The following is an 18,422-nucleotide window of genomic DNA, read 5'->3' on the forward strand; positions in this document are numbered from 1 at the left end:
GCACGGGAAAGCGGTGAAAGTGCAATGCGACGCGTCTTCGTCTTCGTGATCGGTCTCGCCCTGGTGCTGGCGACACCGGGCCTCGCGTCGGCGCAGCCCGCGCGTTCGGCGACCAACCAGAAAGCAGTCGACGTCGTGATCGCGCGGGCGCTGTCGCAGCGCGGGGTGCCGTTCGCCTACGGCGGTGGCGGCGCCTCCGGCCCGAGCAAGGGCACCGTCGCTCTCCCCGAACCCGCGGCTGCGGGCCCGGACGAGGCCGAGATCGATGCCCAGTCCCTGGACTTGGCGCCGGGCCTGAATCTGCCCGGCGTCACCCCGAACGTCGCCGTACCCGCCCCGGCCCCGGCGCCGCGCATCGAGGTGGTGGGCTTCGACGCCTCAGGCCTGATGGTGTACGCCTACGCCGGTGTCGGGGTGAAACTTCCGCGTTCGTCGGGCGAGATGTACAAAGTGGGACAGAAGGTGGCGCCGGCACAGGCGTTGCCCGGCGACTTGATCTTCTACGGCCCCGAGGGAACGCAGAGTGTCGCGCTGTTCACCGGCAACGGACAGATGGTCGAGACCACCGATACCGGTGTCGCGGTGTCTCCGGTGCGTACCAATGGCATGACCCCGTATCTGGTACGCATCATCGCCTGAAGCGTTCAATGGCCGGACGACACCGGGGCCACCCCTGTGTAGCAAACAGATTGCCGACGGGTTAACGGCACCGGATCCGGGGGGTGGACCTTTCGCTGGCGACGGGAACACCGGGCCGCTGGACGACAGCGTGGCCACCCCGCCCATCCCAGCGCGCGGGTGCACCGCCTCGCCATCGCGGACGCCTGGCCGTTGCGGCGACCAACGCCGAGTTCTGTTTTCAAATTGTGGGGTTGACGGGTGTCGTTTAACCTCGTCTGGTCGGATCGGTCACCGTCCGGAATCCTCGGAACACCCCACACGAAGGACCCCACGTGCGCGGAATCCTCGCCGCAGCCGGCGCCGTATCAGTTGCTGTAATGAGCATCACACCGGTTCCGTCGTACACCTTGTCAGCAAACGTGTTGACAGTCACCGGTTACACCGCGGGCGGACTGCTCGAATGGGACATGAGCCAGATCTTCTTAGGAAGTTACTGCGACTCCGCGTCGGGCAACACGTGCTCCCCGGTCGAATACCTGTCCGGGTGGCCGGGGGAGATCGCCGAACCCAACGGTCTACGGGCGCTGCGGTCCGCCATCGCGGCCAGTGCCGCACCGACCACGGTGGTCGCCTTCTCGCAGGGCGCGACGATAGCGACGTACTGGCTCCGGGAGCAGGTCGACACCGTCGATGCTGTTGCACCCCAGAACCTCTCGTTTGTTCTCGCGGCCAATCCGTTGCGCAGGTACGGTGGCGTGCGTGCCGCCTCGGGCATGGACTCCGCGACGCCGGACACCGACTATCCCGTCACCGACATCGCGATCGAGTACGACGGGGTGGCCGATTTTCCCGACAACCCTTTCAATCTCCTCGCGGTCGCCAACGCCGTCGCCGGGTTTCAGTATGTGCACATCTTCGGCTACGCCGACGTGGACCTCGAGCACGACGAGAAACTCGTCTGGCGTGACGGCAACACCACCTACGTGTTGATCCGGCGGGAGAACATCCCGCTGCTCGAACCGTTGCGCCGCCTCGGATTCGACGAGCTGGCCGACCAACTCAACGGACCGCTCAAGGAGATCATCGACAGCGCCTACGACCGCGACTATCCCGGCCTGATCGATACCACTGCCCGGGCGACTCCGGATGACACTTGGGGCCGGACCGGTGATACCGCAGACGACAGCCAACGGGAGCCCGCGGGGCTGCGCGACACGTCCACCACGACGGCCGCGGAGGGGCTCGGCGCACCGGAGACCACAGCGGCCGCCGAGGACGAGGCGGTGACAGTCGATCCCGGTGCGACCGACGCCGGAATCGACCTGGGGCAGAGCGACGACAAGCCGAACGCCGACGCCGCGGAGGCGCCGGATGACACACGCACCGACGCAGACGGCGCGGACCACCCAGACGGCGCGGACGAGGCGGACGACGCGGACCACGCAGACGACGCGGACCACGCAGACGACGCGGACGAGGCGGACGACCGAGGCGAGGCGACCCAGTCGGACCCCGATGAGGACAAGCAGCGTGAACCCGCCACCGCCACCGACCGCGCCGGATCCGATCACGGGACCGACTCCGATGGCGATCCGGAAACCAACAGCGACTCCAAGAGTTCGTCCGAGTAGTTTCCAGCCATCGACATGCGTTGCCGCGCAGGGTGATTGACCATCTTGTCGCGGCGCTGCCTACACTTACGGCATGCACCGCGACCGGGGCCGGGAGGTCGAGATCCACGAGGGTCTGCTGCAGATCGAGGACTGCCTCGACGCGGACGGCGGGATCGTCCTGCCTCCGGGCGTGACGTTGATCTCTTTGATCGAACGCAACATCGCCAACGTCGGTGAGGCCATCGCCTACCGATATCTGGACTTCTCCGGCGGCGCCGACGGCCACCCCGTCGAGATGACCTGGAACCGCCTCGGTGTCCGGATGCAGGCGATCGGGACGCACCTGCAGCGGGTGACCAGCCGCGGTGACCGGGTGGCCATCCTGGCGCCCCAGGGCCTGGAGTACGTCACGGGATTCTTCGGCGCGGTCAAAGCGGGCACCGTCGCGGTACCGCTGTTCGCGCCGGAGCTGCCCGGTCACGCTGAACGCCTGGACGTCGCGCTGCGCGATGCCCGGCCGACCGCGGTACTGACCACCTCGGCGGCACGCGGTCCGGTCGAGGAGTTCCTGTCCGCGATGACGACGATCGAGCGGCCGGCGGTCATCAGCGTCGACGAGATCGCCGATGCCGCGGCCACCGACTTCGCCGCGGTCGACATCGATGTCGATGACGTCTCCCACCTGCAGTACACCGGCGGCGCGACCCGCCCGCCGGTCGGCGTCGAGATCACCCACCGCGCCGTCGGCACCAATCTGCTGCAGATGATCCTGTCCATCGATCTTCTCGACCGGAACACCCACGGTGTCAGCTGGTTACCGCTGTATCACGACATGGGGTTGTCGATGATCGGCTTTCCCGCGGTGTACGGCGGTCATTCCACGCTGATGTCGCCGACGGCGTTCGTCCGCAGACCGCTGCGGTGGATCGAGGCACTGTCGGCCGGTTCACGAACCGGCCGGGTGGTCACCGCCGCACCCAATTTCGCCTACGAGTGGGCCGCACAGCGGGGAGTCCCGCCTGCGGACTCCGACATCGACCTGCGCAATGTGGTGATGATCATCGGCTCCGAACCCGTGAGCATCGGTGCGATGCGCGCGTTCGATGCCGCGTTCGCGCCGTTCGGCCTGCCCGGCACCGCCTTCAAGCCGTCCTACGGTCTGGCCGAGGCCACGCTGTTCGTATCGACCATCCGGCCCGCTGCCGAGGCGCACGTGCTCCACCTCGACCGACGGGAGCTTTCCGAGGGCCGCGCGGTGCCGGTGACGGCGGATCATCCGCAGGCGGTCCCGCACGTCTCGTGCGGTCAGGTCGCCCGCAGCCAGTGGTGCGTGATCGTCGACGACAACGGCGACGAGTCGCCCGACGGTTGCGTCGGAGAGATCTGGCTGCAAGGCGACAACATCGGCCGCGGGTATTGGAACCAGCCCGCGCTGTCCAGGCACGCCTTCGGAGCCAGGATGGGCCGCACGCTCGCGGCAGGAAGCCACGCGCTGGGCGCCGCAACGGACCGAAGCTGGCTGCGCACCGGCGATCTCGGGTTCTATCTGGATGGCGAGCTGTATGTCACCGGCCGTATCGCCGACCAGTTGTCGATCGACGGGCGCAGTCTCTATCCGCAGGATGTCGAAGCCACCGTGGCCGACGCCTCGACGATCGTACGGCGCGGATATGTCGCCGCCTTCACCACCGACGGCCAGACCGTGGTCGTTGCCGAACGCGCGGCAGGAACCGCCCGAGTCGATCCGGCGCCCGCCGCTGCGGCGATCACGGCGGCGGTGCGTGAGCGGCACGGGATAACCGTCGCCGACGTCCGTGTCGTTCCCGCCGGTGCGATTCCGCGGACGACCAGCGGTAAACTCGCGCGACGCGCATGCCGCGAGGAGTACCTCGGCGGCGCCTTCGACTGACCTGCTTCAGACCTGGGGGAGCGCCCCGGCAACGGTGAACATCAGTACCAAGCCGGGGAGCAGGTTGGTGACCTGATGCGCAACGATGCTGGCGGTGAGGTTGGCGGTGTAGAGCCGGGCGAGCCCGATGGGGATCGCCACGACCAGTAGCAGCGGCGTCCGACTCCACTCCAGGTGGGCCACGGAGAACACCACGGTGCTGACCGCGAACGCCGCCCACCGTCCCCAGCGCTGCTCCAGGGCGCCCCACAGCAGGCCGCGGTAGACGACCTCCTCGAAGATCGGTGCCAGAATGGCGATCAGCACAAATACCGCGATCGCCCAGGCCCAGCCCGCGCGGACCCCGCCGAACACCTCACCGGCCGCCGAGTTGGCGTCCGCGCCGACGATCTGAAGCCACAGCAGTGCCGCGGGGATGGTGACGAACAGACCGACGACACCGAAGAGCAGTCCGGTGGCCGCCGCCCGCCAGGACCACTGCAGGCACAGGTCGACGCGCGGCCCGTTGCCGCGGATGCGGGTGATCACGATCGCCAGCACGGCTGCGCATGCGCTCGGCACACCGACGGCCACCAGGATCGTCGACACATGCGTCGTCCCCGAACCGCCGAGAGCGAAGGCCAGCAGCACAGAGATTGCCAGGTAGACCGCCTGAACGAGGACGAAGGCGCCCAGGCCCCAGCGATGGCGGGGGGAGGTCTGCTGTGCGACAACCACAGCCAAACGCTAGTTGACCGCTCAGGTGATGGTCATGAACGGGCTGAGCACGTCGCGCACGAACTGGGTGACGTTGATCGATGGATTCGCGTCGGGGAAGCTGACCGTTGCCAGCACATTGCCGCCCGCGTCGGCGAAGTTTCCGTCGGCGCGGTCCTGGTGCGAGGACGATGTCACCAGGATGATGCCCGAGGTGCCTGCCTTTTTCGCCAGCGGCACGGAGAACGCCGCGTTCTGCACCGTGCTGTTGGCCCTGTCCTCGACGATGATCCGTTCTTCGGGAATGCCGTAGAGCCGCAGCATCTTGCGCATCTGCCCGGCTTCGGTGTTGCCGTTGCGGGGATTACCGCCGGTCACGATGATGGGCGACTGCGGGAACATGTGCCCCACAGCCATGCCCGCCAGGACGCGCGTGTGCAGGATCGTGCGCATCGTGCCGTTGGGTTTGAGTCCGTAACCCAGGATGACGATGGCCGGCTTGGAGAAGTCCTTGACCACGAAAGGCGGAGCCGCGGCGGCGGTGCCCGCGGCGGGGGTGCCGCCGAGCAGGGCGACCGCCAGCACCAGGGCGCCGATCACGGCGCTCAATCGGGCCGCCGGAACTCCGAGCGCCTGCATAGGTCGTTGAGTCATCATCGGGTTCATCGCCGGGGCGGGCGAAGTCATTACGGTGCGGTCTCGAATCGCCAACGATGCATGCTCACCCGCGGTCGGTGTTCGCATGTTCTGCTGTCTCGTGGTCTGGTGGAAGGTGATGGCATCCCAACGCTTTCCGTCTCGTCGCGTGGCCCTGTTCGCCGCGGTCGCGCTCACCTGGGTACCGCTGACGATCGCGGCGGCCCCGGCCGCCTCCGGCGCGCCTCCATCCGACGATCGTGGCTACATCGACTCGACGGCCCGCTGCGCCGCTCCCGCGACCATGGTGGTGTTCGGCAGCACTGCCGGCTCGCGGGTCGCGATCTGCCGGGACTCGGACGGCGACTACGAGTATCGCGGCGTGCGGGTCCGTGACGGGGCCAGGCTCATCGTGTCCGCGACACGCTCGTCCGACGGCTCGTTCACCGCCGACAACGACGGAATCGAGTACCGGGTGACATCGGCCGCGCTGGTGATCAGCGCAGGGCAGCGCGTGCTGCGCGAGGAACCGATGCTGGACTTCCACCGCGGGGCCTCGTCGAGCACCTCAAGCCCGGCGCCGGCCTCTCCGACTCCGTCCACGCCGAGCCCGACACCGACCACCAGTCCCACCCCGTTGCCGCCGCCGCTGCCCGCCGAGGTGGGAGGTGAGGCGAGCGAGGGGGGCTGATCCTCGCTCGACCTCGCCGATGACGTGCCGGATGCTCTGCCGCCCGGCTCACAGGTACGGGTCGGCCCAGGCGCTGATGATGCGCGCCGCGCGCGCCGCCTGGTTCTTTCCCGTCAGCAGATGGTCGGCACCTTCGAGGGAGACGAAGCTGCGCGGATGGCGCGCGGTGCGGAAGATGTCACTCGCGTTCTCGATGCCGACCGTGTTGTCGGTGGGCGAGTGCATCACCAGCAGTGCGCGACGCAGCGTCGTGATCCGTTCCCGAAGGTCGGCGGCCCGGACATCTTCGATGAAGTGCCGCCTCAGGGTGAGGGCCTTTCCGCCGATCAGGAACGGCGCCTCACCGTCGGCTTCGATGCAGGTCACCAGCGCGTCGTAGTTGTGTTCGACGTGAGCGGGCTGGAACGGGGCCCCGATGCTGGCCAGTGCGGCCACCGAGGGACAGTCGTGTGCCGCCGCGATCACCGCGGCCCCACCGAAGGAATGGCCGACCAGAAGTCGAACCTGGCGGTCGGTGCCGTTCATGAACTCCACGGCGCGGACGGTGTCGGCGACCTTGTGGGAGAACGACCCGTCGCCCCAGTCGCCGTCGGAGTCGCCGAGTCCGAGATTGTCGAATCTGAGCATGCCGATCCCCTCGCCGGCAAGGTGTTTGCAGATCCTGCTCGCCGCCGGGCTGTCCTTGCCGAGGGTGAATCCGTGGGCGAAGACCCCCCACCCGCGAACGGGCTCTTCGGGTATGTCGATGAGTCCGGCGAGTTCGGGTCCGCTACTGCTGGGGAACCTGACGCGTTCTGCCACCGGCCCATCCTGTCACCCGGGACCCTGAACCGGCGGGCACAAAGAGGGCCCCGGCGGCGTTCCGGTGATCCGGGTGATCCGGGTGATCCAGCGAGGGTGTCGATCGAGCGAAGGGCGAGGATGAAAATTCGATTCGGAGTGAGTCTGGGCGCCGGCGTGGCGCCTGGGCAATTGGGCGATATCGTCGACCGGCTGGAGGCAGACTCCGTCGATTCGCTGTGGTTTTCCGAACTGGTGTACTCGCCCGCGGTGGAGCCGTTCGTCGGTATGGCATACGCATTGGCCAGGACCACGCAGTTGAAGGTGGGCACGTCGGTGGCGGTGCTGCCCGGCAGACATCCGGTGCTGGTGGCCAAGCAACTGGCCTCGTTGGCCGCGCTGGCACCGAAACGAGTCCTTCCGGTGTTCGGCCTGCGTTCGGCGCTGCCGGCCGAACGGGACGCCTTCGTAGTACCCGAGGGCCGGCGCGCTGCCGTATTCGATGAGTCGTTGCGCCTGTTACGGGTCGCGCTCGAACAGGAGGGAGGCAGTTTCAGCGGCGAACATTTTGCGGTTCGACAGGTGAATGTGCAGCCCAAACCGACGTCGCGCGTGGATATCTGGCTCGGTGGGTCATCTCAGTCCGGCTATCGGCGCATCGGCGAACTCGCCGACGGCTGGCTCGGCAGCTTCGTGACCCCGGCAGAGGCCGGGGCGGCCCGGTCGGCGATCGCCGAAGCTGCCGACCGCGCCGGCAGGGTGGTTCCCGAGGATCACTTCGGGATCAATCTGGCGGTTGGCGAGGGCACACTCCCCCAACCGGTTATTGCCGCGATCCGCAGGCGACGTCCCGACCTCGATCCCGCCGATGTGGTGGCCTCGGACTGGTCGCGGCTGCACCGTCAGATAGACGAGTACACCGGCGCCGGCCTGACGAAGTTTGTGATCAGACCGGCGGGTGAGGCCGACATGACCGCCTTCATCGATACTTTTGTCAAAGAGCTTCTGCCGCGCCAGAATTGACGATGAGGCAAGTAGGTGTCGGCGATGGCAGGATTGCGGCCATGACGGGTATGCAGCGCGCGACACCACCGATGGCCAGTGACGAACGCACGATGTTGGAATCCTGGCTGGACTTCCAGCGCCAGACCTTGCTGCTCAAATGCGACGGATTGGACGAGGCCGCAGTGCGTTTCGCGGCGGTACCGCCGTCTGCGTTGACGCTGCAGGGTCTTGTTCAGCATCTTGCCGAAGTCGAACGGAACTGGTTCCGCCGCATCGTGGGCCGCCAGGTCGCTGCGCCCATCTTCGACCCGGCCACCGACACCGACACCGACACCGACGGCCACGATGGCGGTTTCGAGGTCACCGATGACATTCCGTTCGACAAGGCGGTATCCATCTGGCAGGCCGAGGTCGACGCCGCCCGCACGGTCTGCCGCACCTGCGATCTGCACGAGACCAGACCGTTCGTGGGATCCGAGGTGTCGGTGCGGTGGATCTACATTCACATGATCGGGGAGTACGCCCGCCACAACGGACATGCCGACCTGATCCGCGAGCGAATCGACGGCGTGACGGGTGTTTGATGCCACACTGACGTCATGGCCGCAGACCGCGCAGCCCTGGTAGCCGGCGGCATCCGCCTGGCGTCGGGGGTTTCATTTCTCGTCGACCCCCTCCGTGCCAACAAGTGGTGGGGCGATCCCGACGAGCCGCCACCCTCCGCCCGTCTGCTGCTGCGGTCCATGGGGTACCGCGACGCGCTGATCGGGGGGATGCTGCTGGCCACCGCACTGCGCGGGCAGGACACCCGATGGTGGTTTCTGGCCTCCGGCGGCGCGGACGCCTCGGATCTGCTGGGCGGAATGAGTGTGCACGATCAGATGAGACGGTCGCAGAAGCTGATCGGACTCGGCGGTGCCGTCGTCGGGATCGGCGTCGGGCTGTGGGGTGCGGTCCGGTCGCCCCGCTCGTCCTCCGGACCCACCGGGTAACACGGTCTCGGCGCCTCAGCGGCGCCGAGCCACCAACCAGGCTTCCCCGTCGCGCTCGCCGTGGTCGACGATCTGCAGCGCTGCGAAGGCTGCGGCCAGCTCACCGCGTGCGGCACGGAATGGTCCGGGTGCGGCTCCGACTTCGCTGAGCACGCAGATCGCCAGCACGCCACCGGCGGTGAGCCGGTCGACGACCGCGTAATCGAGTCGGGCGTCGCGGAACTTGTGGCACAGCACCACGTCCACCGGTCGGCCGGAAGGCAGTCCGGCGTCGAGATCGTGGACGTCGAACCGGCAGCGCCGGATCTGCCCGCAGCGCCGCGCGAGGTCCCTCGCCTGCTGGATCGCCACCGGCGACGCGTCGCAGCCCCGCACGTTCAGTCCGCGCTGGGCCAGCCAGACGCTCCCCGCGCCGGCGCCGCACGCGAGGTCGAGCGCGTGGCCGGCGGTCGGGAAGACGTCGGCACAGTGCTGCAGGCGTGGCGGCAATGCTGCGGCCTCGACTGGCAGCGGCCCGCGTTCGGCGTAGCGCCGGTCCCAGCGGTCCCGGTCGTCGCGGGTCACGGGCGTGCCCGGATGCGGATCGGGCCGCGCCAATCCACGTCCGGATCGACTACCGTCCCGCGCTGGGTGATCTCGACTTCACCGGAGCGCGCCAGCTCGCGCGCAATCTCACGCGCATCGTCCATGAGGTGTCGCCACTCGGTGCCGCCGACCACCCGGGCGGCGTCCGACGGGCAGGTGCTGCTGGCGGGGCCCCGGTGCGTGGCGAACGCCCGTATGGCTGCACCGAGCCGCTGTCTGGTCGGCCCCTCGCCGAGGGCGGTGCGCGCCTGGGCGGCCCCCGCACCACCGCCCTCGGCGATCCGGTCGAGCTCTGCGCGCCGTTGCTCGGACATCCGCTCAGTGTGCCCTAGACCACAGCCGTAGCGGCTGAACAGGACGGATCGGTAAGCCCGCGAAATTTCGAACGGCCGATGCGTTTACCACGCACGGTATGCGGATAGTTGACAGCTGTTCCCAAACGAATGCGGGTCGCCACCCGGGATTGGAGTTCTCACGATGAAGTTGAACCACGTTCTCGCAAGTGCAGCCGTTTTGGGCGGGCTCACGGCCGGCGCGATGGGAGTCGCCGCGACCGCTGGAGCCCAGCCTGGCTGGACCCCGCCGCCCGCGCCGCCGGCCGGGCCCAATGAGGGCACGCCGCCGGCCTGGGCCCCGCCGAAGCCGGTCGATCCGTTGTGGGCAGCCGGTCAGCCGCAGGTCTGGGACGAAGGTTGGCAGCACTGGGGCGTCTGGCTGAACGGCGTGTTCGTCCCCACCTACTGACCCCCTGATTGCCGAGCGGTCGCCCTGACAACAGAGGCACCTGACAACAGAGGCACTTGACAACAGAGGCAGCAGACGCCAACGGCCGCCGCGGACATCGAAGTCCGCGGCGGCCGTCGGCGTCACCGCCCGCTCGAGCTCAGGCGCCCAGCACCCGCTGGATGTCGGGCTTCATCGCGTTGAGCTGGGAACCCCAGTAGCCCCAACCGTGGGTGCCGTTGGCCGGGAAGTTGAACACCCCGTTGCTTCCGCCGGCCGCCTGGTATTGGCGCTGGAAGTTCTTGTTGCTGTCCAAGGTGATGGCCTCGAGAACCTGTCCGGGGACGTCGCCTCCACCGCCGAGTTCACCTGGCCGACCGGTTCCGCAGTACACCCAGATGCGTGTGCCGTTGGCGACCAGACGGCCCACGTTGACCGTCGGATCGTTGCGCTGCCATGTCGGGCCGCCGCCGAGTCCCCACATCGCCGTGGAGCTGAAACCACCGGCGTCGCGCATCGCGATGCTGACCAGCAACGGCCAGACACCCTGCGAGAGGTTCAGGTAGCCCGACAAGGAGCCCGCGTAGCTGAATTGACCGGGGTGGTAGGCCGCCAGGATCAGCGCCGCACTGCCTGACATCGACAGCCCGACGACGGCGTTGCCGCTGGGGGAGATGCCTTTGTTGGCGGCGAGGTAGGCGGGCAGCTCGGAGGTCAGGAAGGTCTCCCACTGGTAGTTGTAGGTGCTGCCGTTACCGACCGCCGGACCCTGCCAGTTGGTGTAGAAGCTCGACATTCCGCCGACCGGCATCACCACCGACAGACCCGACTCGAAGAACGTTTCGAAGGCTGCCGTTTCGATGTCCCAACCACTGTTGTCATCGCGGGCGCGTAGGCCGTCGAGGAGGTACACCGCCCGCGGACCGCCGCCCTGGAACTTGACGGGGATGTCACGGCCCATCGCCGCCGACGGCACCATCAAGGTCTCCACCGGAAGTCCTGGCCGCGAGTACGCCGCTGCCGTCGCCGACCCGCCGGCCACCGCGATGAGGCCTGACAAGACAAGTGTGACCACAGCGCTGACCGACAGCCGTCGGGTCGCGCTCCGTATCGATTGCATTCTTTACCGCCGTCCTCTCGGCGCGCCCACCGGACGCGCGTGCCTGGATACGCACGGGAACGGAAGCCGTTGCTTCGCATCCGCCGCCGTGCCGCACCCGTTACTTCGTCATGTGACGATTCGTCGTTACCTGTGGCGGTCTCCGGCCTACCCGGCGCAGGCACTAGCCTCGACGGGGTGAGCCGTCATCGTCCCCGGGTGCTGATCATCGGAGGCGGATTCGGCGGAATGTTCTGCGCCCGCAGACTCGCCGCAGCAGACGTGGACGTAACGCTGCTGGACCGGTCGGCCGGCCACCTGTTCCAGCCGTTGCTGTATCAGTGCGCGACGGGAACGTTGAGCATCGCCCACATCAGTCGCCCGTTGCGCGAGGAGTTCGCCCGCCACCGCAACATCACCACACTGCTCGGCGAGGCGGTCGAACTCGATCCGGAAGCCCGGACGCTGACGGCGCTGCGGCCCGACGCGACGACGTTCACCCTGGACTACGACGTCCTGGTCGTCGCCGCTGGGATGCAGCAGTCGTACTTCGGGAAGCCGCACTTCGCGCAGTGGGCCCCGGGGATGAAGACCCTCGACGATGCGCTGAGCATTCGACAGCGGGTGTTCACGGCGTTCGAGATCGCCGAGACCGTGCCTGCCGGACCCGAGCGGGACGGTTGGCTCACATTCGCGGTGGCCGGAGGCGGCCCGACGGGGGTGGAGCTGGCCGGTCAGATCCGCGAGATGGCGACCCGCACGCTGGCCAACGAGTTCCACAGCATCGAACCGCAGGACGCCCGGGTGCTGCTCTTCGACGGGGGGGACCGCGTTCTCAAGAGCTTCGCGCCGGGCCTGTCCGAGAAGGCGACGCAAACGCTGCAGAAACTCGGCGTCGAGATCCACCTCGGAGTTCATGTCACCGAGGTGGACCGGGAGGGGGTGACCGTCACACCGAAGGCCGGCGGTGCACCGCAGCAGTACCCGGCACGCACCGCGTTGTGGACCGCCGGCGTCGAGGCGGTGCCGTTCGCCAGGCATCTGGCCGAGGTCCTCGGAACCCGAACCGACCACGCGGGACGGCTGGTGGTCGAACCCGATCTGTCCGTGCCGGGCCATCCGGAGGTTTTCGTCATCGGTGACCTCGTCGGCCGTGCCGATCTGCCCGGCGTCGCCGAGAACGCCATGCAGGGCGGTCTGCATGCTGCACGTTGTATCCGCCGCGACCTTGCCGGACGTCGCCGCCGCGACTACCGGTACCGGGATCTGGGCGCTGCGGCCTACATAAGCCGCGGCAACGCGCTGCTGCAGGTCGGACCGGTCCGGCTCGCCGGGTTCTCGGGGTGGCTGGCGTGGGGACTGCTCCACATCGCGTTCCTGACCGGTGTGCGCAACCGCGTCAGCACCGTGACGACGTGGCTGGCCACCATCGCCCGTGCCAGCCGCTACCACCGGACGTTCATGCTCGGAAGTGTCAGCGCTCCCGAACAGCGCTACACCTGGTCGAGTTGCGACCAGCCGCCCATCTAGCACGTGTGTCGACCAAACCGACGTCGGTCATGCCGTTCCTCGTGTTCGCGACGGCCGGTTTTCGCGCCGCCGAGGATTCTGCTCAACCCTGCTGGCGGGCGCGCCACTTGTCCAGCATCCGACGGTCCCGTTTGGTCGGACGGCCGGCGCCGCGATCGCGGACCGCGACCGGGATGGACACGGCCGGCGTCGGTGGTGTGCGGTCCAGGTAGCAGGTGACCGCGTCGGCGGCCCCGACACGTTTGGCGATGATCCGGGCCACCTGGACGACGCGGGTGGTCTCACCGATGCGGGCCCGCACCTCGTCGCCGGGAGACACCAACGTCGACGGTTTGGCAGCACGGCCGTTGACCCGGACCTGACCACCACGGCACGCCGACGCGGCGTCCGGTCGGGTCTTTGTCAGGCGCACCGCCCACAGCCAGCGGTCGACCCGGGTCGATTCCATGCCACCATCATCGGCGATCCCCGGTCGCTCGTCACACCCGGTTTCCCGACCCTGCTCGGCCCCGACCGGGCCGGCCTTTTCAGCCCACTTCGACCGGGACGGCCATCTCCCGGCCGCCGGCACGCGCGGCGCCGGCGCCGGCGGCGACCACCGCGATGATGCCCAGGATGCCGACCGGTCCGGGATCCTGGCCGAGGAACAGAAATCCGATCAACAACGCAAAAGCCGGTTCCAGGCTCATCAGGATGCCGAATGCGGCGGTGGTCAACCGGCGCAGAGCCAACAGTTCCAGCACGTAGGGCACCACAGGCAGCAGCAACGCCATGCCCAATCCGATCAACAGCAGCTGCGGGGTGATCTTCGAGAACGCGGCACTGTCGACGAAGAACGTCGAGACCACGCCGGCGATCGGCATCGACACCGCAAGCCCGTTCACCCCGGCGACCTGATCTCCGACACGCTGGGTGAGCAGAATGTAGGCCGCCCAACACACGCCCGCGGCAACCGCGAGCAGCGCGCCTTTCGGATCGATGCCGCCGGTGAACGGCTCGCTCAGCAAGACCACGCCGACGCCGGCAAGTCCCGGCCAGAGCAGCCGGTTACGGCCGCGGCCATGCGTCACCGCCAAGGCCAACGGACCCAGAAACTCCAGTGCCGTGGCAGTGCCCAGCGCCAGCCGATCCAGCGACGCCATGAAGAACAGCGTGATCGCTGCCGTCACGCAGCCCAAGACAACGCACATCCCGAAGGTGTGCCAGGTGAACGCCGAGGGGCGGGGCCGGACCGCCACCAGCAGCAGCACACCTGCCAGCGAGAGCCGCAGCCAGGCCGTGCCATCGGACCCGATCCGGTCGATCAGCCCGACGGCGACGACCATGCCCAACTGGATGGAAACCTGCGCGGTGATGGCCATCATGACGCCCGGGCGGGCGAGAGCTGCACTCACCTCAGCATTTGACGGGATCGGTACCCGCGCTGTCTGCTCCTGTGGCGAAGCGCCACGGCCCGGCCGGCCGAGTCACACCGCAGGCGCGGCCCTCCCCGGGGCAGCCCCGCCGGGGTGTCAGCCGGTGACGTCGAGGACCTTGATGGCGAAGACGAGCGAATCACCCGGAAGGATGCCCGCGGCGGGCTGCCCGTTGGGGTACCCGTCGGCCGACGTCATCGCCACCGCGACGGTGGATCCGACATTCTGGCCGGCGATGGCCTTCTGGAATCCCGGCACCACGCCGTCGAGCGGGAACTCCACCGGCGCACCCCGCTGGTAGCTGCTGTCGAACACGGTGCCATCCCGCCCGTTGACCCCCATGTAGCAGACGGACACCGTGGCCGTGTCCGTGACGACCGGACCGGCGCCCGGCTGCAGGGTCTGCACCTGCGTCTCGGTCACGCTGAACGGCGGCGCGACGCTGACCAGCGGTGCTGTGGTGTCGGTGGATCCCGTCACCGCGACACTGCCGGTGGCGCCGGGCAGTGTCCACTCAGGCGTGCCGCCGCTGTCGGGAAGGGCCGTCGGGCACCCCGGCGTCTGGGCGACAGACGACGGAAGCACAGATGAGCTGCAGGCCGTCAATGCCATGACGGCGGCCGCGGCGAGAACGACGGAGGATCGCAGGCGCAGGGAGTTCACCGTCGCCACGCTACCGTCACCGCATCCCGTCCTCACCATACGTGCAGCGGGGGGCCTTGCGGCAAGCCCCCGAGGGTGCCGCACAATCTTTCGGCCGCCCCGACCGGAGACGCGGTCGGGGATACCGAAGGGGGAGAAATATGAGTGTTCCGAAGCCTTGTGAAGTGCACGTCTCCGGTGCGCTGCTGCACGGCACCAAGGCTGATCTCGCGGTGGGCGATCTGCTGCTACCAGGTCGACCGATGAACTACGACGAGAAGCGCATCGCCAACCACGTGTACGTGACCCGTACCCTCGACGCCGCGGTATGGGGGGCCGAGTTGGCCTCAGGCGACGCGCCGGGTCGCGTCTACCTGGTCGAGGCGTTGGGTCCGCTCGAGGACGACCCCAACGTGACCGACACGAAGTACCCCGGGAATCCGACCCGCTCCTACCGCACCCGCGAACCGGTACGGATCATCGGGGAAGTCGTCGACTGGGTGGGGCACACGCCCGAGCAACTGAGCGCCATGCGGAACGCGATAGCCCGCTTGGCGCAGCGCGGACTCGATGTCATCTACGACTGAGGATCTGTCATCGGAGATCGGTCCGGAGCCGAATGTCGCTGCGCGCCTGCCATTTCGCGCACAGTCAAGGCAGCCGCCCCGGACCATCGCAGGTCGGAGGTCAGAAACCGAGATGAATGTGATCCTGATGCACGCGATCGCTGAACCCGCCGCGGACGCCGACCGAATACGGGGTGCCGATCTCTCGGGCACCCGAGGCCGCGCCGACCCGCGCCAGTTCCTGCCACGGGCACCGATCCCCGTCGATCACCGGGATGTCGTCGAGCGCCCAGATGTCCACCGCGCGGCCTCCGGTGTGATTGGACACCCGATTGGTGTTCCATACATTCGGCGGATGACCACCGGTGAGTACCAGGACGTGCACCTGCCAGCGGTCGGCCGCCGCGAGCAGCGACTCGGCGACCGCATCGCTGATGGTGCCGCCGCGCAGATCCGCTCGTGCCGCATCGGGCAACACGATGCGGTCGTCGGCGAGGACTGCCAGCACCGACGCCGACAGGGCCGACGCCGGAACCGGGTCGACCGCGGGGATGACCTCGATGACGCGCCAGGCACCACGGTCGGCGACCAGTCGTACATCGAGGGTCAGCGTGCGCCGGGCGACGGGTGCACCCGGCGCGGTCACCGTGCTCTGCTCGGCCACCAGCATCACGCACGCATTGCGGCCGGTGACCAGGCCGCCGTACTGCGGATACACCACCTCGACAGTGGAGGCGCCGGAAGGCGGCAGCAACGGCGCGAGGGCACTGGCCGCGGACGGGTCGTGGCCGGCCTGTTGTAGGCGCTGTCCGGGGCTGGTCCGGGCGGACGCGGTGCCGACGGTCAGCGCAGTGCTGACGTAGGCCACCGCCGCAGCCTTACAGGCCGGTTCGACTTCCCCCGTCCGCAGCACGTAGGGCGGCGGATCGGCGAGCAGAGGGGCCGGCTCGGGCGGACGCACCGACTCCGGCGCCGGCGGCGGCACGGCGGTTCCGCTGACCGCCGGTGACGGTCGGGCACCGCAGGCGGCCAGGAGACAGCCGGCCCCGGCGATCAGGGCTGTTCGCCGATTCAGAAAGCGCGCAGAAGTCATGGGTCATCCAGTGGGCGGTCGGTCCTGCAAGTGTGGTCAGCGGTTGGCGTCGAGTCGGGCCAACCAGTCCAGACCGGGATAGAAGACGTAGTCATGGCCCCCGTCGAACAGCGCGAGGGTGACCGGGCCGGATGTGCGTGCCCACAGCACTTCCGGCTCGGCGTCGGTGAAGAAGGTGTCGACCTCGGAGTGCGCGGCTTCCTCGGGAAGGCGCGCGGACCGTGCCGCCTCGACTGCTTCCGGAGGCAGCCGATCAGCCTCGGCGGCCAGCGCGTTGAACGACTGCAGGGCGTGGGAGGCCGGGACGATGTCGTCATCGATCCCGGCGCCGATATACACCGGGATTCCGGCATCGGCGGCTTCTCCGAGGACCGACGACGGACTACGGGCGGCGCAGGACTCTGCCGCGGGGCCGGCGACGGTCGGGTCGCCCCCGCAGGATGCCTCGATCTCGCCCGCATAGGCCCGGTCGGGTTGCTCGTCGCGGTTGTAGGCGTACCACTGCGCCAGGTCATGGATCGGCACCCAGGACACCGCGCCGGCGAACCGGTCCCCGTAATGCCCGGCCAGCAGCAGCGACATCATCCCACCGCCGGAGAAACCCATCACATAGACCCGGTCGGGGTCGACCCCGGCGGTCTCGATCGCGTAGTCGACCGCGTCGACGACGTCGCGGACGGCGAGCTCAGAGCCGGTCGCGTCCGGGTTGTCGTTGCGGCCGCGGAAGTCCGGATGCAAGAAGCCCCAGCCGACCTGCGCAGCCCATTGCGCCGGCGGGATGCCGTACTCCTGGGTGTAGTCGTCGCTCCACGAATGCACTTCGACCAGCAGCGCTCCGCCGGGCTCCGCAGGTGGGGCGAACAGCGCAGGTTGCTCGGCACCGTCGAGTGTGGACACGACGCTGATCTGCTCGACGTCGGTCTGGTCGAACCAGGCGGCCAACGGGTCCGCGCTCTCCTCCAGATCCTCCTGCGTGATGACACCGGGCGCCCGGGTGTACTCCGGCAGACCTTCGGCCGCCGCCGCCCCCGAGTCTGCGGGGGCGTCCTGTCGCTGAGGTGTCGCGCACCCGGTCAGCGCGATCGCCGTGGCGAGCGCCGCAGCCAGTGCCATCCGGGTCATTACTGCGATGTTCCTGAAGAGTCGCTGTCAGTGCAAACATCCCTGCTTGGCGCCCTGCGGTCGAGTCGGTGCTGCCCGTGAACCGAGCGGCGGTGGGGGAGTCGGCGCGTTCGGTTGTGCCGATCACACAGGTTTGGGCCGCGGGTCGGTGCGGGCAATGACACGGTATGAGCCACGACAACAAGGTCCACGACAACAAGGTCACCGTCGAGCGGACCATCGACGCGTCCGCTGACGCAGTGTTCAATGTCCTGTCCAATCCCGCGCGACATCCGGCGCTCGACGGTTCCGGGTTTGTCCGCAGTGTGGACCACGCCGACCGGATTCAGAAGGTCGGCGAGGTATTCACGATGAATATGCAGGGCGAGCACATGGGCGGTGAATACAAAACCGACAACCACGTCTCCGGGTATGTGAAAGACAAGCTGTTGGCGTGGAAGACCGCGCCCGCGGGAACCGAGCCGCCGGGTTGGGAGTGGTTGTGGGAGCTGGAACCTCAGAGCCCCAACGAGACGCTGGTCCGCCACACCTACGACTGGTCGAAGGTGACCGACAAGAAGTTGTTGGAGAAGGTGAAGTTCCCGCTCGTGACGGAGGATCAGCTGGCGGACACGCTTGCGCGACTCGCCGCCGAGACCGCGTCCTGACCCCACCGCATCCTGATCGCGGAGCTTTTCGTCGATTTTCCGACGGCAAGCCCCTGC

General features: G+C 68.3%; 22 protein-coding genes. 11 read left to right on the forward strand and 11 right to left on the reverse strand.

All coding sequences use genetic code 11. The features are described from left to right. The first annotated feature begins 24 nt into the window (after positions 1-24). From ripD to ACNUDN_RS15160, 3 genes are all read left to right on the forward strand, one after another. Complete coding sequence (ripD, locus tag ACNUDN_RS15150; RefSeq protein ID WP_419122706.1) at positions 25-639, forward strand: NlpC/P60 family peptidoglycan-binding protein RipD; 615 nt, start codon at positions 25-27, stop codon at positions 637-639. 359 nt (positions 640-998) lie between these two features. Beyond that, positions 999-2,252, forward strand: coding sequence for a PE-PPE domain-containing protein (locus tag ACNUDN_RS15155; RefSeq protein WP_419122707.1), 1,254 nt, complete (start codon positions 999-1,001; stop codon positions 2,250-2,252). Between the two features lie 73 nt (positions 2,253-2,325). Next, complete coding sequence (locus ACNUDN_RS15160; RefSeq protein WP_419122708.1) at positions 2,326-4,143, forward strand: fatty acyl-AMP ligase; 1,818 nt, start codon at positions 2,326-2,328, stop codon at positions 4,141-4,143. Positions 4,144-4,149: 6 nt separating this feature from the next. Here ACNUDN_RS15160 and ACNUDN_RS15165 read toward each other — a convergent pair whose 3' ends face one another. Together ACNUDN_RS15165 and ACNUDN_RS15170 are read right to left on the reverse strand one after the other, a co-directional pair. Further along, entirely contained in the window at positions 4,150-4,860 is a 711-nt protein-coding gene (locus ACNUDN_RS15165) for a CPBP family intramembrane glutamic endopeptidase (protein ID WP_419122709.1), read from the reverse strand. A 21-nt stretch (positions 4,861-4,881) separates the two neighbouring features. Continuing rightward, a complete protein-coding gene (locus tag ACNUDN_RS15170; RefSeq protein WP_419122710.1) occupies positions 4,882-5,493 on the reverse strand; it encodes a YdcF family protein in 612 nt (203 codons plus the stop codon). A gap of 121 nt (positions 5,494-5,614) precedes the next feature. Between ACNUDN_RS15170 and ACNUDN_RS15175 the strand changes: the two genes are divergently transcribed. Further along, on the forward strand, positions 5,615-6,166 hold the full coding sequence (locus ACNUDN_RS15175; RefSeq protein ID WP_419122711.1) for a hypothetical protein: 552 nt from the start codon (positions 5,615-5,617) through the stop codon (positions 6,164-6,166). Between the two features lie 48 nt (positions 6,167-6,214). Here the strand turns inward: ACNUDN_RS15175 and ACNUDN_RS15180 are convergent, their stop codons facing one another. After that, positions 6,215-6,967 carry an alpha/beta hydrolase family protein gene (locus ACNUDN_RS15180; protein WP_419122712.1) on the reverse strand — a complete coding sequence of 251 codons (753 nt, stop codon included), beginning with the start codon at positions 6,965-6,967 and terminating at the stop codon, positions 6,215-6,217. Between the two features lie 120 nt (positions 6,968-7,087). Between ACNUDN_RS15180 and ACNUDN_RS15185 the strand changes: the two genes are divergently transcribed. Genes ACNUDN_RS15185 through ACNUDN_RS15195 form a run of 3 tightly spaced genes read left to right on the forward strand, consistent with a single transcriptional unit; the run spans position 7,088 to position 8,943 of the window. Further along, a complete protein-coding gene (locus ACNUDN_RS15185; protein WP_419122713.1) occupies positions 7,088-7,969 on the forward strand; it encodes a TIGR03854 family LLM class F420-dependent oxidoreductase in 882 nt (293 codons plus the stop codon). Positions 7,970-8,010: 41 nt separating this feature from the next. Then, a complete protein-coding gene (locus tag ACNUDN_RS15190; RefSeq protein WP_419122714.1) occupies positions 8,011-8,535 on the forward strand; it encodes a DinB family protein in 525 nt (174 codons plus the stop codon). Positions 8,536-8,550: 15 nt separating this feature from the next. Further along, positions 8,551-8,943 carry a DUF4267 domain-containing protein gene (locus tag ACNUDN_RS15195; RefSeq protein ID WP_419122715.1) on the forward strand — a complete coding sequence of 131 codons (393 nt, stop codon included), beginning with the start codon at positions 8,551-8,553 and terminating at the stop codon, positions 8,941-8,943. Positions 8,944-8,958: 15 nt separating this feature from the next. On the opposite strand, the gene ACNUDN_RS15200 is transcribed toward ACNUDN_RS15195, so the two are convergent. Then, positions 8,959-9,507 (reverse strand): class I SAM-dependent methyltransferase, encoded by a 549-nt coding sequence (locus ACNUDN_RS15200; protein ID WP_419122716.1) that lies wholly within the window; start codon positions 9,505-9,507, stop codon positions 8,959-8,961. After that, a complete protein-coding gene (locus ACNUDN_RS15205; protein ID WP_419122717.1) occupies positions 9,504-9,842 on the reverse strand; it encodes a DUF3253 domain-containing protein in 339 nt (112 codons plus the stop codon). The genes ACNUDN_RS15200 and ACNUDN_RS15205 overlap by 4 nt, the downstream gene beginning before the upstream one ends. A 163-nt stretch (positions 9,843-10,005) precedes the next feature. Between ACNUDN_RS15205 and ACNUDN_RS15210 the strand changes: the two genes are divergently transcribed. Further along, positions 10,006-10,272, forward strand: coding sequence for a hypothetical protein (locus tag ACNUDN_RS15210; RefSeq protein ID WP_419122718.1), 267 nt, complete (start codon positions 10,006-10,008; stop codon positions 10,270-10,272). Positions 10,273-10,411: 139 nt separating this feature from the next. Here ACNUDN_RS15210 and ACNUDN_RS15215 read toward each other — a convergent pair whose 3' ends face one another. Continuing rightward, on the reverse strand, positions 10,412-11,371 hold the full coding sequence (locus ACNUDN_RS15215) for an alpha/beta hydrolase (protein ID WP_419122719.1): 960 nt from the start codon (positions 11,369-11,371) through the stop codon (positions 10,412-10,414). A gap of 177 nt (positions 11,372-11,548) precedes the next feature. Between ACNUDN_RS15215 and ACNUDN_RS15220 the strand changes: the two genes are divergently transcribed. Then, positions 11,549-12,880, forward strand: a complete 1,332-nt coding sequence (locus ACNUDN_RS15220) for an NAD(P)/FAD-dependent oxidoreductase (RefSeq protein WP_419122720.1) — start codon at positions 11,549-11,551, stop codon at positions 12,878-12,880. A gap of 82 nt (positions 12,881-12,962) precedes the next feature. On the opposite strand, the gene ACNUDN_RS15225 is transcribed toward ACNUDN_RS15220, so the two are convergent. The 3 genes from ACNUDN_RS15225 to ACNUDN_RS15235 form a co-directional block, all read right to left on the reverse strand. Further along, complete coding sequence (locus ACNUDN_RS15225) at positions 12,963-13,328, reverse strand: RNA-binding S4 domain-containing protein (RefSeq protein WP_431960141.1); 366 nt, start codon at positions 13,326-13,328, stop codon at positions 12,963-12,965. A 79-nt stretch (positions 13,329-13,407) separates the two neighbouring features. After that, positions 13,408-14,244, reverse strand: coding sequence for an EamA family transporter (locus ACNUDN_RS15230; protein ID WP_419125178.1), 837 nt, complete (start codon positions 14,242-14,244; stop codon positions 13,408-13,410). A gap of 147 nt (positions 14,245-14,391) precedes the next feature. Beyond that, the gene (locus ACNUDN_RS15235) at positions 14,392-14,997 is read right to left on the reverse strand and encodes an FKBP-type peptidyl-prolyl cis-trans isomerase (protein ID WP_419122721.1); all 606 of its coding nucleotides are present in this window, start codon (positions 14,995-14,997) and stop codon (positions 14,392-14,394) included. Between the two features lie 101 nt (positions 14,998-15,098). On the opposite strand from ACNUDN_RS15235, the gene arr reads away from it, so the two are divergent. Then, entirely contained in the window at positions 15,099-15,524 is a 426-nt protein-coding gene (arr, locus tag ACNUDN_RS15240) for an NAD(+)--rifampin ADP-ribosyltransferase (RefSeq protein WP_419122722.1), read from the forward strand. 100 nt (positions 15,525-15,624) lie between these two features. Here the strand turns inward: arr and ACNUDN_RS15245 are convergent, their stop codons facing one another. Both ACNUDN_RS15245 and ACNUDN_RS15250 read right to left on the reverse strand, forming a co-directional pair. Then, the gene (locus ACNUDN_RS15245) at positions 15,625-16,596 is read right to left on the reverse strand and encodes a hypothetical protein (RefSeq protein WP_419122723.1); all 972 of its coding nucleotides are present in this window, start codon (positions 16,594-16,596) and stop codon (positions 15,625-15,627) included. Positions 16,597-16,632: 36 nt separating this feature from the next. Further along, on the reverse strand, positions 16,633-17,718 hold the full coding sequence (locus ACNUDN_RS15250; protein WP_431960144.1) for an alpha/beta hydrolase family protein: 1,086 nt from the start codon (positions 17,716-17,718) through the stop codon (positions 16,633-16,635). A gap of 167 nt (positions 17,719-17,885) precedes the next feature. Between ACNUDN_RS15250 and ACNUDN_RS15255 the strand changes: the two genes are divergently transcribed. Continuing rightward, the gene (locus tag ACNUDN_RS15255; protein WP_419122725.1) at positions 17,886-18,365 is read left to right on the forward strand and encodes an SRPBCC family protein; all 480 of its coding nucleotides are present in this window, start codon (positions 17,886-17,888) and stop codon (positions 18,363-18,365) included. The last annotated feature ends 57 nt before the right edge of the window (positions 18,366-18,422 follow it).

It is taken from the genome of Mycobacterium sp. smrl_JER01, from assembly GCF_048513595.2.
In the GTDB taxonomy this organism is placed as follows: Bacteria; Actinomycetota; Actinomycetes; order Mycobacteriales; family Mycobacteriaceae; genus Mycobacterium.

Excerpts from the sequence above, each read along its gene's own strand:
- ripD (WP_419122706.1), top strand. The coding sequence starts at position 25 with ATGCGACGCGTCTTCGTCTTCGTGATCGGTCTCGCCCTGGTGCTGGCG.
- ACNUDN_RS15155 (WP_419122707.1), top strand. The coding sequence starts at position 999 with ATGAGCATCACACCGGTTCCGTCGTACACCTTGTCAGCAAACGTGTTG.
- ACNUDN_RS15160 (WP_419122708.1), top strand. The coding sequence starts at position 2,326 with ATGCACCGCGACCGGGGCCGGGAGGTCGAGATCCACGAGGGTCTGCTG.
- ACNUDN_RS15170 (WP_419122710.1), bottom strand. The coding sequence starts at position 5,493 with ATGACTCAACGACCTATGCAGGCGCTCGGAGTTCCGGCGGCCCGATTG.
- ACNUDN_RS15175 (WP_419122711.1), top strand. The coding sequence starts at position 5,615 with ATGGCATCCCAACGCTTTCCGTCTCGTCGCGTGGCCCTGTTCGCCGCG.
- ACNUDN_RS15185 (WP_419122713.1), top strand. The coding sequence starts at position 7,088 with ATGAAAATTCGATTCGGAGTGAGTCTGGGCGCCGGCGTGGCGCCTGGG.
- ACNUDN_RS15190 (WP_419122714.1), top strand. The coding sequence starts at position 8,011 with ATGACGGGTATGCAGCGCGCGACACCACCGATGGCCAGTGACGAACGC.
- ACNUDN_RS15195 (WP_419122715.1), top strand. The coding sequence starts at position 8,551 with ATGGCCGCAGACCGCGCAGCCCTGGTAGCCGGCGGCATCCGCCTGGCG.
- ACNUDN_RS15205 (WP_419122717.1), bottom strand. The coding sequence starts at position 9,842 with ATGTCCGAGCAACGGCGCGCAGAGCTCGACCGGATCGCCGAGGGCGGT.
- ACNUDN_RS15210 (WP_419122718.1), top strand. The coding sequence starts at position 10,006 with ATGAAGTTGAACCACGTTCTCGCAAGTGCAGCCGTTTTGGGCGGGCTC.
- ACNUDN_RS15215 (WP_419122719.1), bottom strand. The coding sequence starts at position 11,371 with ATGCAATCGATACGGAGCGCGACCCGACGGCTGTCGGTCAGCGCTGTG.
- ACNUDN_RS15225 (WP_431960141.1), bottom strand. The coding sequence starts at position 13,328 with ATGGAATCGACCCGGGTCGACCGCTGGCTGTGGGCGGTGCGCCTGACA.
- ACNUDN_RS15230 (WP_419125178.1), bottom strand. The coding sequence starts at position 14,244 with ATGATGGCCATCACCGCGCAGGTTTCCATCCAGTTGGGCATGGTCGTC.
- ACNUDN_RS15235 (WP_419122721.1), bottom strand. The coding sequence starts at position 14,997 with ATGGTGAGGACGGGATGCGGTGACGGTAGCGTGGCGACGGTGAACTCC.
- arr (WP_419122722.1), top strand. The coding sequence starts at position 15,099 with ATGAGTGTTCCGAAGCCTTGTGAAGTGCACGTCTCCGGTGCGCTGCTG.
- ACNUDN_RS15245 (WP_419122723.1), bottom strand. The coding sequence starts at position 16,596 with ATGACTTCTGCGCGCTTTCTGAATCGGCGAACAGCCCTGATCGCCGGG.
- ACNUDN_RS15250 (WP_431960144.1), bottom strand. The coding sequence starts at position 17,718 with ATGACCCGGATGGCACTGGCTGCGGCGCTCGCCACGGCGATCGCGCTG.
- ACNUDN_RS15255 (WP_419122725.1), top strand. The coding sequence starts at position 17,886 with ATGAGCCACGACAACAAGGTCCACGACAACAAGGTCACCGTCGAGCGG.